The 13864-nt window shown below is 76.4% G+C and carries 14 protein-coding genes; 13 read left to right on the top strand and 1 reads right to left on the bottom strand.

The genetic code is table 11. The annotated features are described in order from the left end of the window. Positions 1–118: 118 nt before the first annotated feature. Positions 119–1021: a methylenetetrahydrofolate reductase [NAD(P)H] gene (gene metF / locus AC0IVP_RS04045; protein ID WP_056298073.1), complete on the top strand. Its 903-nt coding sequence runs from the start codon at positions 119–121 to the stop codon at positions 1019–1021. A 1-nt stretch (position 1022) separates the two neighbouring features. Here the strand turns inward: metF and AC0IVP_RS04040 are convergent, their stop codons facing one another. Beyond that, positions 1023–1664, bottom strand: a complete 642-nt coding sequence (locus AC0IVP_RS04040; protein ID WP_471754756.1) for a hypothetical protein — start codon at positions 1662–1664, stop codon at positions 1023–1025. Between the two features lie 136 nt (positions 1665–1800). Here AC0IVP_RS04040 and AC0IVP_RS04035 point away from each other — a divergent pair, with 136 nt between their 5' ends. The 12 genes from AC0IVP_RS04035 (at position 1801) to AC0IVP_RS03980 (ending at position 13845) form a co-directional block, all read left to right on the top strand. Next, a complete protein-coding gene (locus AC0IVP_RS04035) occupies positions 1801–2907 on the top strand; it encodes a LolA-like protein (protein WP_471754754.1) in 1107 nt (368 codons plus the stop codon). Further along, a complete protein-coding gene (locus AC0IVP_RS04030; RefSeq protein ID WP_157519549.1) occupies positions 2904–3827 on the top strand; it encodes an ABC transporter ATP-binding protein in 924 nt (307 codons plus the stop codon). The genes AC0IVP_RS04035 and AC0IVP_RS04030 overlap by 4 nt, the downstream gene beginning before the upstream one ends. Beyond that, complete coding sequence (locus tag AC0IVP_RS04025; RefSeq protein WP_471754752.1) at positions 3824–4636, top strand: ABC transporter permease; 813 nt, start codon at positions 3824–3826, stop codon at positions 4634–4636. Before AC0IVP_RS04030 ends, AC0IVP_RS04025 begins: the two co-directional genes overlap by 4 nt. 10 nt (positions 4637–4646) lie before the next feature. Further along, positions 4647–5441 (top strand): hypothetical protein, encoded by a 795-nt coding sequence (locus AC0IVP_RS04020; protein WP_471754750.1) that lies wholly within the window; start codon positions 4647–4649, stop codon positions 5439–5441. Between the two features lie 241 nt (positions 5442–5682). Next, positions 5683–6075, top strand: coding sequence for a hypothetical protein (locus AC0IVP_RS04015; protein WP_471754748.1), 393 nt, complete (start codon positions 5683–5685; stop codon positions 6073–6075). 309 nt (positions 6076–6384) lie between these two features. Then, a complete protein-coding gene (locus tag AC0IVP_RS04010) occupies positions 6385–7332 on the top strand; it encodes a glycosyltransferase (protein WP_471754746.1) in 948 nt (315 codons plus the stop codon). Between the two features lie 186 nt (positions 7333–7518). Further along, entirely contained in the window at positions 7519–8649 is a 1131-nt protein-coding gene (locus AC0IVP_RS04005; RefSeq protein WP_471754744.1) for a polysaccharide pyruvyl transferase family protein, read from the top strand. After that, entirely contained in the window at positions 8646–9428 is a 783-nt protein-coding gene (locus AC0IVP_RS04000) for a polysaccharide pyruvyl transferase family protein (protein WP_471754742.1), read from the top strand. The genes AC0IVP_RS04005 and AC0IVP_RS04000 overlap by 4 nt, the downstream gene beginning before the upstream one ends. Next, the gene (locus AC0IVP_RS03995; protein WP_471754740.1) at positions 9425–10594 is read left to right on the top strand and encodes a glycosyltransferase family 4 protein; all 1170 of its coding nucleotides are present in this window, start codon (positions 9425–9427) and stop codon (positions 10592–10594) included. The genes AC0IVP_RS04000 and AC0IVP_RS03995 overlap by 4 nt, the downstream gene beginning before the upstream one ends. After that, complete coding sequence (locus tag AC0IVP_RS03990; protein ID WP_471754738.1) at positions 10587–11594, top strand: glycosyltransferase; 1008 nt, start codon at positions 10587–10589, stop codon at positions 11592–11594. The genes AC0IVP_RS03995 and AC0IVP_RS03990 overlap by 8 nt, the downstream gene beginning before the upstream one ends. Next, positions 11591–12730 (top strand): glycosyltransferase, encoded by a 1140-nt coding sequence (locus tag AC0IVP_RS03985; RefSeq protein ID WP_471754736.1) that lies wholly within the window; start codon positions 11591–11593, stop codon positions 12728–12730. Before AC0IVP_RS03990 ends, AC0IVP_RS03985 begins: the two co-directional genes overlap by 4 nt. Further along, positions 12727–13845, top strand: a complete 1119-nt coding sequence (locus AC0IVP_RS03980) for a glycosyltransferase (RefSeq protein WP_471754734.1) — start codon at positions 12727–12729, stop codon at positions 13843–13845. The genes AC0IVP_RS03985 and AC0IVP_RS03980 overlap by 4 nt, the downstream gene beginning before the upstream one ends. The last annotated feature ends 19 nt before the right edge of the window (positions 13846–13864 follow it).

Here is a 13864-nt window from a genome sequence, read left to right as displayed (position 1 = left end):
GGCGGGCATGTGCTCCCACCCGGCCGCTGCGACGTCGATGCAGGTGACGGGCTCGTCGCGCACCTCACGGCTGTGACGTCCCCGCCCCGGACGTGTTCCGCCCGTACGCTCCTCAGCCGTGACGGGCACCGTGCGCGACCTGCTGGCCGAGGGCCGACCCACCTGGTCCTTCGAGTTCTTCCCGCCCAAGAACGAGGCGGCCGAGGGGCAGCTGTGGACGGCGCTGCGCGAACTGGAGCGGCTGCGGCCCTCGTTCGTGTCGGTGACCTACGGCGCCGGGGGTTCCAACCGGGACGGGACCATCGGGGTGACCGAGCGGATCGCGACCGACACCACGATGCTGCCGCTGGCGCACCTGACCGCCGTGGACCACACGATCGGCGAGCTGCGCAACGTGATCAGCCGGCTGGCCGCGGCCGGCGTCCGCAACATCATGGCGCTGCGCGGGGACCCGCCGGGGCTGGACCCGCAGGCCGACTGGGTCGCCCACCCGCAGGGTCTGCGGTACGCCGCGGAGCTGGTCGAGCTGATCAAGGACGTCGGTGACTTCTCGGTGGGCGTCGCCGCCTTCCCCGAGAGCCACCCCCGCTCGCCGGACGCCGAGACCGACGCGGACATGTTCGTGGCCAAGTGCCGGGCCGGGGCGGACTTCGCGATCACCCAGATGTTCTTCCGGGTGGAGGACTACCTGCGGCTGCGCGACCGGGTCGCCGCCCGCGGCTGCGACGTGCCGGTGCTGGCCGGGGTCATGCCGGTGACCAGCACCAAGCAGATCGCCCGGATCGTGCAGCTGTCCGGGCAGGCGTTCCCGGCCGACCTGGCCGAGCGCTTCGCCGCCGTGGACGGCGAGACGCCGGAGGCCAAGCGCGCGCAGCGGGCGCTCGGTGTCGAGGTGGCCACCGAGATGTGCCGGACCCTGCTCGCCGAGGGCGTGCCCGGGATCCACTTCATCACCATGAACCGGTCGACGGCGACGCGTGAGGTCTACGAGTCCCTGGCCGAGCTCGCGCCCACCGCCTGAGTCAGCGGCGGGCGGGGGCCCGGCCGGACAGCACGGCGTCGGCCTCCGCGGCGGCTCGCCGCAGGGCCTCCCGCTCGCTGGCGTACCCGCCGACGACCCCGACGACGGGGAAGGCGGACAGGAAGCGGTGCCGCAGCTTGCCCTGGGGGCGGGCGTCGAGGGCGTCGTCGACCCGGGACAGCAGCCGGGCCATCCGCCAGACGGTGCGCGCCGTGCCCTTCACGCCGCCGCGTTCGCCCTTGCGGCCCAGCGCCTCCTCGGCGTACGCGCCCTTCTGCCGGTCCAGCAGCGGCTGGACGGCCTCGGGCGACAGGGGCCGGTCCAGCAGCACCTCCGACAGCAGGCCCACCCGGCGGGCCGGGTCGGTGACGCCGTGCTCACCGGCCACCCCGAGGACGACGACGGCCTGCACGGCCGAGCCCACGGTGTTCTGCAGCGGCAGCAGGTCGGCCAGCTTGCCGGCGAACCGGGGTGCGGCCGAGACCGCGGCGGCGACCCGGCTGGCCCGGTCGGCCCACCAGGCGGCCCGCGCGTCGGCGGCCAGCGTGGGTGGGCGGCCCAGCTTGGCGACCACTGGGGTGCTGAGCCGGTCGACCCGGCGGAGGACGTCGACGACGACGGCGTCGGAGATCGGGGGCGCCATGGCCGGGACGGTAGCGGCGGCCCGTGGACCTCGCCCGGCGACGCCTGCCCGGCGACGTCCGCCCGGCGACGTGTGAGGACGCTGTGCGATCTGCTTGAACCGTGCAGCACCCCCGTGGCCGGTCGTACGGTGGGTCGTGGCCAGCGGGGGACGACGGTTCGGTTGGCGCTGGGTCGTCGTCGCGCTCGGCCTCGCCGTCCTGGTGGCCCTGCCGGTCGCCGTGGCCGCCCTGCCGGCCGACGACACGGACGTCTCCGCGGCCGACCTGCGGGCCCGTGCCCTGGCCAGTGACGACGTGGCCTTCTCCGGCTACGCGATCTCCACCGGTGGGCTCACGCTGCCGTTGGACGACGCGCTCACCCCGGTCGCGGACCTGCTCAGCGACCAGACGACCATGCGCGCCTGGTACCGCGGGGCGGAGGACTGGCGGGTCGACGTCGTCACCGCGACCGGGGAGACCGGCACGCACCGCGACACCGACGGCACCTGGACCTGGGACTACGCCGACCAGCGGGCCACCCGCGGCGACGAACCCCCGCTCGCGCTGCCCACCGCACCGGACCTGCTGCCCAGCGCGCTGGGCCGGCGGCTGCTCTCCGAGGCGACCGACGCCGAGGTCACCCGCACCGCCCCCGCCCGGGTCGCCGGCCGGGACGCCGTCGGCCTGCGGTACACCCCGGCCGACGGGGCCGCCTCGGTGAGCGCCGTCGACGTGTGGCTGGACGCGGACACCGGCCTGCCGCTGCAGGTGGTCGTCCGCAGCGCGGACACGACGATCCCGGCGCTGGACACCCGGTTCCTGGACCTGGACACCACCGAGCCCACCGCCGCGACGACGTCGTTCACCCCGCCGACGGACGCCTCCCTCGGGCAGGACCAGGACCTCACCGACCTCGACCTGGGCCGCCGGCTGGCCGACGTGGACCTGCCCGACGGGCTGGCCGGACTGACCCGTCGCGAGGCCGAGGGCGTCCCCGGGGCGACCGGGGTCTACGGCACCGGGATCACCGTGCTGGCCGTCACCCCGTTGCCCGGGCAGGCCGCCCGCAGCCTGCGGTCCCAGCTGCAGGCCACCCCCGGCGCCGTCGTCGACGACCTCGGCGTCCGGATCTCGGCCGGGCCGCTGGGCCTGATGCTCATCGGCAGCCGGGAGACCGGCGCGTTCCTGCTCGCCGGCACGGTCACCCTCGACGCGCTGGCCACCGCCGCGCAACAGCTCAGCGACACGACAGGAGTCCGATGACCGAGACGGTGATCGCCACGCGGGGGCTCCGCAAGCGCTACGGCGCGCTGCGCGCCGTCGACGGCATCGACCTCGACGTGCGGGCCGGTGACGTCTACGGCTTCCTCGGCGCCAACGGCTCGGGCAAGACCACGACCGTGCGGATGCTGCTGGGCCTGGTGCTGCCCACCGAGGGCGAGGTCGAGGTGCTCGGCCGGCCGATGCCGAAGGCCGCCCGGGAGGTGCTGCCCCGGGTGGGTGCGCTGATCGAGGGCCCGGCGGCCTACGGGCACCTGTCCGGGCGCGCGAACCTGGCCCTGCTGGACGCCGCAGGCCCCGGCGGGTCCCGGCGCAGCCGGAGGCAGCGGGTCGGTGACGTGCTCGACCAGGTCGGGCTCGGCGGGGTCGGCAAGCGGCCGGTCAAGGCCTACTCGCTGGGCATGCGGCAGCGGCTGGGGCTGGCCGGGGCGCTGCTGCGGCGCCCGGACCTGCTGGTCCTGGACGAGCCCACCAACGGGCTGGACCCGCAGGGCATCCACGAGATCCGCACCCTGCTGCTGGACCTGAACTCCACCGGCACCACCGTCTTCCTCTCCAGCCACCTGCTGGCCGAGATCGAGCAGCTGGCCACCCGGGTCGGTGTGCTGGACCGCGGGCGGGTGGTGCTCCAGGACGACCTGACCACCCTCACCGCGCCCACCGGGGCCACCGTCGTCCAGACGCCGGACCCCGCGCGGGTCCGGGCGGTGCTGGGCGACCGGGTGCTGTCCACCGACGCGGACAGCGCGGTCGTCCGGGGCACCGACCCGGCCGAGGTGAACGCCGCGCTGGTGTCGGCCGGTGTCCCGGTCCACGGGCTGCGGCTGCAGCGCCCCTCGCTGGAGGAGGTCGTGCTCGCCGCGGCCTCGACCAGCGCCGACCGGGTGGGGGTGCCGGCGTGATCGGCGTCGAGCTGAGGAAGCTCTTCCGCCGTCCCCGGACCTGGGTGACGATCGCGCTGCTCAACGCCCTGCCGGTGCTCGTCGCCGTCCTGCTGGTGCTCACCGACCTCGCCCCGCGGCCGGGGGAGGGGCCGGCGTTCCTGTCGGCGGTGCTCACCAACGGCACGCTCTTCCCGCTCGCCGCGCTGGCGATCGTGCTGCCGTTGTTCCTGCCGATCGCGGTCGCCGTCGTCGCCGGGGACTCCATCGCCGGGGAGGCGCAGGGCGGCACGCTGCGCTACCTGCTGGCCCGCCCGGCCGGTCGCACCCGGCTGCTGGTGGCCAAGCTGGTCGCCGTCATCGCGTTCGTGCTGGTCACCGTCGTGATCGTCGCCGCGGTCGGCTACGTCGTGGGGAAGGCGCTGTTCGACGCCCAGCCGCTGGCCACCTCGACCGGGCTGTCGGGCACCGTGCTCACCCCCGAGCAGGTCGCCGGCCGCACGCTGCTGGCGATCGGCTACGTGACGATCTCGATGCTCGGCGTCGCCGCGTTCGCGTTGTTCTTCTCCACGCTCACCGACTCCCCGCAGCTGGCCACCCTGGGCGCGCTGGCGGTGCTGATCGGCTCCTCGCTGCTGTTCACCCTGGACGCCGCCTCGGCCATCGCGCCCTACCTGCCCACCCGGTACTGGCTCAGCTTCGTGGACTTCTTCCGGGACCCGGTCCTGTGGCGCGACGTCATCCGGGGCATCGGGCTGCAGGCGGTCTACGTCGTGGTCCTGCTGGGTGCGGCGTGGGCGAACTTCACCACCAAGGACGTGACCTCCTAACCTCCCGCGCATGCGCATCCGCCCCACCGAGCTCGACGCGATCGTCGGCGGCACCCTCGACCTGGCCTTCCGCCGCTGGGACCGGCCGCGGTTGCTCGTCGGGACCCGGATGCGGACCCGGGTCGGCCTGGTGGAGGTCACCTCCCTGGACCGGGTGGACCCCGACGACCTGACCGAGGACGACGCCCGCCGGGCCGGGGCGGCGTCCCTGGAGGCGCTGCGCCACGGGTTGGCAGACGACGACCGGCCGGTGTTCCGGGTGGGCCTGCGGTTCGCCGGGGAGGACCCGCGCGCGGTGCTGCGCCGCACCCCGCCCACGCCGGCCGAGGTGGGCGAGCTGCAGGCCCGGCTCGACCGGCTGGACCGGGCGTCGGCGACCGGCCCGTGGACGGCGCAGGCCCTGCAGCTCGTCGACGCCCACCCCGAGCGGCGGGCCCCCGAACTGGCGGCCGAGGCGGGTCGGCCGACGGCGGATTTCAAGCGTGACGTCCGCAAGCTCAAGGAGCTGGGGCTCACCGAGTCCCTGGACATCGGCTACCGGCTGTCCGCCCGGGGGGAGGCCGTCGTCGACGCCGCCCGGCGGGCTGCCGGGGGCCGGGCCCGGCGGCGCGCGGCGCGGCCTGCGGGCACCCCGCTGCCCAGCATCGGCGCCCCGGCCACCCGGGCGCTGCGGGCGGCCGGGCTGGCCACGCTGGAGGCGGTGGCCGGGCTGTCCGACGCCGAGCTGCTCGCGATGCACGGCGTGGGTCCGATCGCCGTCGCCCGGCTGCGGTTGGCGCTGGGGTCCGCTCCCCCTCCTGGGTGAGGCGTCCGCCCCGCGGCTGGAGCGGGGCAGCTCCGACGTCGATGGCTGGACCATGAGCCGCCTGCAGGACCTGTGGACCGCCCTCACCGCAGGACGGTCCGTCGACGCGCCGACCGCGGTGGGCGACGACGGACCGTGGTCGGGTCCGTCGCGTCCGGACCGGAACCGCGCGGGGTCCGGCTCGTTGGCAGGGTGTGTCATCGTCCACGGGTCCTCGCCCGACGTCCGGCCCGAGGTGGCGATGAGCGACGGGGGGGCCGAGGTGGCCGGGGGTGTGGACGACCTCGAGTGGGCCCTGGAGACGACCCTGAGCCCGCGGGACATCCGTGCGGCGGGGGTGGCTGCACTGGCCGGGGGCCCGTGGGACGGAGCGGTCCGGGAGAACTTGGCCAACGCCGGTTCGGTGTCCTACGCCGTGGTCGACCCGGAGTCGCTGGCCACCCAGATGACCGTGGTGGTCAGCTGGCACGAGCTCGGGGGTGACCGTCGCCGGGTCACGCTGGGTGTCCGGGGCCACGTGGTCAGCCGGACCCGCCTGTTCGGTGTCCTGCCGGTGGGCCGCCCGAGCGTCCCGGCGCTGGGCCCGGCGCAGCGGTTCTCGGCCGCGCTCCGGACGCGTCTGGCCACCGTCTGACCCGCACAGCACTCGTCACGTGCTGTGTCGATCTTGTCACCGACTGTGAGATGAGGCACACAGCGTGACCTCCGGTCCGGTGTCTCGTTGGTGTCGGTCCGATGACGCCCCTGGTGGGACAGGGGGTGGTTCCTGGACGGTTGAGTACTACATCATTGTCTACGGAGTGTGACTGCTCGTCACATCTGGGTGACGGCTGGACAGCAGGGGTACCCCTCGGGGTGTACTCGTCCCGCGCCCGTCCGACCCGCTCACCGTCGAACGTCCCCGGCCGGCGCAGCACGACGCCGCAGCCGAGAGGACGAGACCATGACCGCTCTGCTGGTCGCCAACGACGGGGGGCACCTCATGCAGCTGGTGACCCTCGCCCCGCGCCTCCCGGTCTCCCGGGACCGCCTCTGGATGACCGTCCCGACCGCCCAGACCCGGTCGCTGCTCCGCGACGAGCGGGTGCACTGGATGGCCCCCGCACCGACCCGCGACTGGGGTGCGGTGCTGCACAACGCCTGGTCCTCGCGCGAGGCGTTCCGCGAGGAGGAGATCTCCTCCGTCGTCAGCACCGGCGCCAGCCTGGCGCTGTCGGTGCTCCCCGTCGCCCGGGCGCACGGGATCCCCTGCTACTACCTGGAGAGCGCGACGCGCGTGCACGGCCCCTCGCTGTCCGGCAAGCTCCTGCGGCGGGTGCCCGGGATCCGGATGTTCACCCAGCACCAGTCCTGGGCCGACCGGCACTGGTCCTACGGCGGCTCGGTCTTCGACGGCTACGAGGGCGTCGGTCTGGAGCGCTCCAACGACCGGGTGCAGCTGCGCAAGATCGTCGTCTCCCTGGGCACCTCGGAGTCCTTCGGCTTCCGCCGGCTGGTCGAGCGGCTGCTCGCCGTGCTGCCCGCCGACGCCGAGGTGCTCTGGCAGACCGGCTCGACCGACGTCACCGGGCTCCCGGTCGCCGCCCGCCCGCGGGTGCCCGCCGCGGAGCTCTTCGCCGCCATGGCCGAGGCCGACGTCGTCGTCGCCCACGCCGGGACCGGCAGTGCACTGGCCGCCCTGCAGGCCGGCCGCTTCCCGGTCCTGGTGCCCCGCCGGCCCGAGTTCGCCGAGCACGTCGACGACCACCAGCTGCAGATCGCGGCCATGCTCGGTGAGCGCGGGCTCGCCGCCACCGCCGAGGTCGGCGGCGTCACCACGGACCTGCTCCGGGCCGCCGCGGCCACCCGGGTGCGCCGCCGCGAGGACGCGGCGCCGTTCGCCCTGGCCTGACCGGCCCGCACCACCCCTGCCACGCCGCAGGACCCGCACCACCGCACCACCGCACCACCGCGCGTCCGGAGCGCCCACGACGGCTGCCCGGACCGCACCGGCCCTGCCCCGCCGGCCCCGCGTCCCCCGACGCGTGAGACGCCCGCCGCGCCCGCCGCCGTGCCACCCACCCCGAAGGGCCCCACCATGCCTGCGTCCGCCCGTGCGCTGCTCTCCCGAGCGCGCACCACCGGCCGAGTCTGGCGCTCGTTCCCCCCGCCCCCGGCCGACACCCGCCACCGCGTCGCCTACGTCGGTTGGTCCGGCAACGGCAACCTCGGGGACGACGCCATGATCGCCGCCCACCGACTGCTCCTCCCGGGCTGGGAGGTCGTCCAGGTCCCGAACTCCGGCGGCCTGGGCCGGCTCTCCGACGGAGCGCTGCGCCGCGTCCCGGTCGTCTGCCTCGGCGGCGGCACCCTGGTGCTCAACGGGCACTTCCGGGAGACGCTGGAACGGGTGGTGCGGGCCGCCCCGGCCGCGCCCCGCGTGGTCCTGGGGGTCGGGGTCGAGGACCTCGCCTTCCGGCAGGGCCGGCGGGCCGACGTGGCCGAGGAGGTGGGCGCCTGGCGCCCCCTGCTGACCGGCTTCGACCGGATCCGCGTCCGGGGACCGCTGAGTGCCGCCACCGTCGCCGAGATGGGGCTCGAGGCCGTCGTCGTCGGCGATCCGGCGCTGGCTCTGCCGGCGCAGTCCCCGGGCTGCGACGCCGGCACCGGCACCGCGATCGGCGTCAACTTCGGGGTCACCGACGACCTGTGGGGCGGGGACCACGGCGCCTTCCGCGCCACCGTCGCCGCCGCCGTGGGCCGGCTGGTCGCCGCCGGGCACGAGGTGCAGCTGCTGGCCACCACCACCCAGGACCGCACCCACCTGCACGAGGTCGCCGCCGAGTGCCGGGCGGCCGGCGTCGCCGTCTCGGGACCCAACGCCGTGGGGCTGGCCGAGCTCGACGCGGCGCTGGGCCGGTGCGCGCTGGTGGTGGGGGAGAAGCTGCACGCCCTCGTCCTCGCCGCCCGGCTGGGCATCCCGACGCTGGCCCTGGAGTACCGGCCCAAGTGCCGGGACTTCCAGCTCTCGGTCGGCCGGGGCGAGCAGGTGCTGCGCACCGACGAGCTCGACGTCGAGACCCTGGTGGACTTCGTGACCACCGGTCTCGCCGCCGCCCCCGCCGACCGTGCCCCGCTGTGCCGGGCCGTGGCCCAGCGGACCACCGCGCTGCGGCACGCGGCCGAGGAGATGCGGCTGGTCATGGCCGGCGCGGCGGACGCCCGGTGAGCGCCGCCGTGACCGCACCCGAGGTCGAACTCGTGCACTGGAACCCCCGCCGGCGGGTCTCCCGCCTGCTGCCCGCCCGGGTCACCCGCCCGGTCGGCAACTTCGGCGACCTGCTCGGCCCGATGGTCGTGCGCGAGCTGCTGCGCCGCTCCGGACGCAGCACCCCCGTGGCCGACGCCCGACTGCTGTCGATCGGCTCGGTGCTGCACTTCGCCCGCGACGGTGACGTCGTCTGGGGCTCCGGGGTCAACGGCAAGACCCTCGCCGCCCCGGTGGGCGCCACCCGGCTGGACGTCCGCGCCGTCCGCGGCCCGCGCACCCGCGCGGTGCTGGCCGAGTACGGCATCGACGCACCGGAGGTCTACGGCGACCCCGGCCTGCTGGTGGGCCGGCTGTGGCCGCGCGCAGAGGACACCCCGCGCTCCGGGGTGACGGTCGTCCCCAACCTGCACGACGTCGCCGCCCACCGCGGCCACCCCGGCTTCCTGGACCCGCGCTCCCCGGTCCGCCGCGTCCTGCAGCAGATCGCCGGCAGCGAGCTCGTCGTCGGCTCGTCGCTGCACGGCATCGTGGTGGCCGAGAGCTACGGCGTCCCGGCCCGGCTGGTGCTGCCCGGGGCCGAGCCGCTGTTCAAGTACGCCGACCACTACGCCGGCAGCGGGCGGCCCGGCTTCGAGCCGGCGCCCACCGTCGAGGACGCCGTCGCCGCGGGCGGCGAACCGCCGGCCGTGGTGGACCCCGCCCTCGAGGCGGCCTTCCCGTGGGACCTGTGGCGGTGAGCGGGCTGACCGTCGGCGTCGTCGCCACCGGCGACGCCACCGACCCCGCCGAGCGCTCGGGCACCCCGCACGGGGTGGTCACCGGGCTGCGCGAGCTGGGGGTCACCGTCCCCGTCGTCCGGGCCGCGCCGCCCGCCGCGGTCGAGCGCGGTCTCGCGGTGCTCACCGGTGACGTCGGGCCCGGGGGGCTGCGCGGCCGCGGGTCGCGGGGGCTGTACTCCGCCCCGGTGGCGCGGCTGCGGGGGCGCGCCGCGGGGCGCGCCGCCGCAGCCCACCGGGTCGACGCCTGGGTGCAGATCGGCGCCGGCTTCCCGCTGCGGACCGCCGCCCCGGTCGCGGTCTACGACGACATGACCGTGCTCCAGGCCCACGCCCACGGCTACGGCCACTGGGCCGGGGTCGGTGCGGCCACCGTGGCCCGCCGGGCCGCGATCCAGCGCACCGTCTACCGGGCCGCCCGGGCCTGCTGCACCGAGTCGTCCTGGGCCGCCGCGGCCATCGCCCGGGAGTCCGGCGTGCCGGCCGACCGGCTGGCCGTCGTGGGCACGGGCACCCGTGCGGCCGCGCCCGCGGGAACCCGCGACTGGTCGGTGCCCCGCCTGCTGTTCGTCGGCCTGGACTGGGAGCGCAAGAACGGCGACCGCGTCGTCCGGGCGTTCCGGGCGCTGCGGGCCGAGCACCCCGACGCCACGCTGGACCTCGTCGGCGGGCACCCGCGCATCGACCTGCCCGGCGTCTGGACGCACGGCGTGCTCCGCCGCGACGACGCCACCGACCGGGCCCGACTGGCCGCGCTGTACGCGACCGCGACGTGCTTCGTCATGCCCTCGCTCTTCGAGCCGGCCGGCATCGTGTTCACCGAGGCCGCCGCCGCCGGGCTGCCCGCCGTCGGCGGCTCCGTGGGCGGCTCGGCCGACCTGATCGGCGACGCCGGCCTGGTCGTCGACCCCACCGACGACGCCGCCGTGCTGGCCGCGCTGCGGCACCTGGCCGACCCGCTGGTCGCCGCGCGGCTCGGTGCCCGCGCGCTCGCCCGTGCCCCCCTGTTCACCTGGACGGCCGTCGCCGCGCGGCTGCTCGACGCCCTCGGGCTGACCGCCCCCGACGGGACCACGCCCACCGGGCTGCCCCTCGTCCCCGTCGCACCGGAGGTCTCCCGTGCCTGAGCGCGACCGGCCCACCCGGGTCCTCCAGTCGGTGCTGCTGGGCGGTGCCCAGCCCAGCTACGCCGACCACGTCGCCGGCCACGCCGACCCGGCCCGGCTGCAGATGCTGTCCTTCAGCTACCGGACGGCGCTGCTGGGCCGCTGGGACGTGCTGCACGTGCACTGGCCGGAGAACCTGCTCCGGCACCGGTCCCGCCCCCGTCGGGCACTGCGCACGGTGCTCTTCGGCCTGCTGCTGCTCCGGGTCCTGGTGCTGCGTCCCGTCGTGGTCCGCACGGTGCACAACGTCACCCCCCACGAGGGCGAGCGGCCGGTCGAGCGGCTCCTGCTGGCCGGCCTGGACCGGCTCGTGACGTGGCACGTGCGGCTCAACGAGGAGACCCCCCTGCGGCCCGGGGCCGCGGCGGTGACGATCCCGCACGGGCACTACCGGGCCGAGCTCGGTGACGCCGCGCCGGCCGGCGACGGGTCGACGCTGCTGTTCTTCGGGTACCTGCGCCCCTACAAGGGCGTGGACGCGCTGCTCGGGGCCTTCGCCGGGACGACGGACCCGGCGCTCCGGCTGGTCGTGGCCGGCGAGCCGGCGTCGGGGGAGATGCGGGCGCTGGTCCAGGACGCGGCCGCGGGCGACTCCCGGGTCACCGGCCGGCTGGGCTTCACGCCCGACGCCGAGCTCGCCGGGCTCGTCCGGGCCAGCGCCGTGGTGGTGCTGCCGTACCGGGAGATCCACAACTCCGGCGTGGTGTTCGCCGCGCTGTCCCTGGGGCGGCCGGTGCTGGTGCCGGAGAACCCGGTGACGGCGGCCCTGCGCGCCGAGGTCGGCGCCGACTGGGTGCTCGGCTTCACCCATCCGCTGACCGCCGAGGACCTCACCGGTGCCCTCGCCACGGCTGCCCGCCGGGACCCCGCGGCGGCGCCGGACCTGGCCGGCCGGGACTGGGGTCAGGTGGCCGACCGGTACGCCGAGGTGTTCACCCGCCGGCCGGCGGTCGGCCGATGAGCACCGACGTGGTCGTCGCGCTGGTCTCCGACACCTGGACCGACGCCGTGCGGCGGGGCTTCTACTCCACCGCCGACCAGACCCTGACCACCCTGCTCGGCGACCCGGGCATCGGCACCGTCCTGGTCGCCGACCACCCCCGGGGAGTGGCCTCCCAGGTCCGCCGGCGGCTGGCCGGGGACCGGCCGGCACCCCGCCGGCCCGGGCTGCGCGGCGTCCGGCCGCTCACGCTGCGCACCCCGCCGCCGCTCACCGAGGCGGCGCTGCGCCGCCGGTACACCGGCTACGACCTGCAGACCGCGGCGGCCGCCCGGCTGCACGGGCTGCGCCGGCCCGCGCTGGTCACCTTCAACCTGTGGCACGCGGCCTTCGCCACGCACGCCTGGGCGGGGGAGCGGGTCTTCTACGCCCAGGACGACGAGTCGGCCATCCCCTCGCACGCCCCGCACCGGGCCCTGACGCTGGCCGCCTACGAGCGGATCGCCCGCAGCGGGATGACCGTGATCGCGGTGTCCCAGGTGCTGCTGGACCGGATCGGGCCCACCGGACCGGGTCACGTCGTCCCCAACGGGGTGGACGCGGGGCTGTGGTCGGTGGCGCCGCCGGCGCGCACGCCGCGGGAGCGGCCGGTCGCGGTCTACGCGGGCACGGTCGACGGTCGGCTGGACCTCGCGGCGTTCCGCGGGCTGGCCGAGGGCGGGTTCGACGTGCGGGTGGCCGGACCGCTCGTCGACCCGGGCGTCCGGGCCGAGCTGGCCGCCGTCCCCGGGGTCGAGCTGCTCGGGTCCCTCCCGCGCGCCGAGGTCGTCGCCCTCACCCAGGGCGCCGACGTCTGCGTGCTGGCCCACCACCGCACCCCGCTGACCGAGGCGATGTCCCCGCTGAAGCTGTACGAGTACCTGGCCTCGGGCACGCCCGTGGTCGCCACCGCCCTGCCCGGCTCCGCCGTGGACAGCGACCGGGTCGTGTGGGTCGGACCCGGCGGGGACCACGTGGCGGGGGCCCGTGCGGCCCTGGCGCTGGGCCGTCAGCCCGAGGCCGACCGGCTGGCGGCGGTGGCGGCGTCGTCCTGGCGGGCCCGGCACCGCCCGCTGCTCGACCTGCTCGGCGCCACCTCCCCGGCGGTGGCCGCGTGAGCGGCCCGCGCACGGTCGTGCTGCTGTCCTCGACGCCCTACGCCGGTCACCAGCTCTACGACCAGCGACTGGCCCGGGCACTGGCCGCCGACCGGCTGGTGGTCTACGTCGACCCGCCGGTCCCGGTCTTCGGGCTGGGGAAGCCCGGCCGGCCGGCGCCGCGCCGCCGGCAGGTCGACGGCCTCACGGTGCTGGCACCGCGGATGCTGCCCCTGGGGCGGCGTCGGGGCCTGTCCCTGCTGACCGCGCTGTGGATCGGGCTGCTGGTCCGCGTCGAGGGTCGACGCACGCCGGGCACCCCGGGGCTGCTGGTCACCTCCGCACACCCGACGACCCTCCGGTTGCTGGCCCGGTGGCCGACCGAGCTGCTGCTCAAGGACGACTACGTCGCGGGGGCGGCGCTGATCCGCGGTGCCGCGGACCGGATCGAGCGGCACCGGCGGCAGCTGCTGGCCCGGGTCGACCAGGTCGCCGTCGTCTCCCCGGTGCTGGCCGAGGCCGCCGACGGCATGGGGGCACGGTCCGCCGTGCACGTCGTGCCGCCGGGGTGCGACCCCACGGCCGCGACCGTCGACGTCAGCACCCTGCTGGCCGACGTGCCCGGCCCGCGCGCGGTCTTCATCGGGATGGTCAGCGACCGCATCGACTTCGCGATGCTGGAGGCCACCTGCGCCGCCGGTGTCACGGTGGTGGCGGTGGGCCGTCAGCAGACGACGTTCAGCCAGCAGGAGCGGTGGGCGGCCCTGGTGGACGCCGGCTCGCTGGTGCCGCTGGGGGAGCGGTCAGCGGAGGTCGTGGCCTCGCTGGTCGCGGCCTGCGACGTGGGGCTGGTGCCCTACACCCGCAGCGACTTCAACCGGGCCTGCTTCCCGCTCAAGCTGCTGGAGTACCTGGCCGCCGGGACCCCCGTGGTGGCCTCGGAGCTGCCTGCGGTGCGCTGGCTGGACGCCCCGCACGTGCACGTCGTGGACGGAGCCGGGGACGTTGCCGACGCCCTGGCGAGGGCGCTGACCGAGGCGGCCGACCCCGCGACCTCGCGGCGCTGCCGGGACTTCGCCGCCGGCCACACCTGGGCGCGGAGGGCCCGTCGCCATGTCGAGCTGCTGGGTGCCTGAGGTGCGGGGCGTGCCCGCG

It is taken from the genome of Klenkia sp. AC732 (assembly GCF_979256525.1).
Note: the sequence above shows the minus strand (reverse complement) of the source record. Positions and strands in the feature narration are given on the sequence as shown.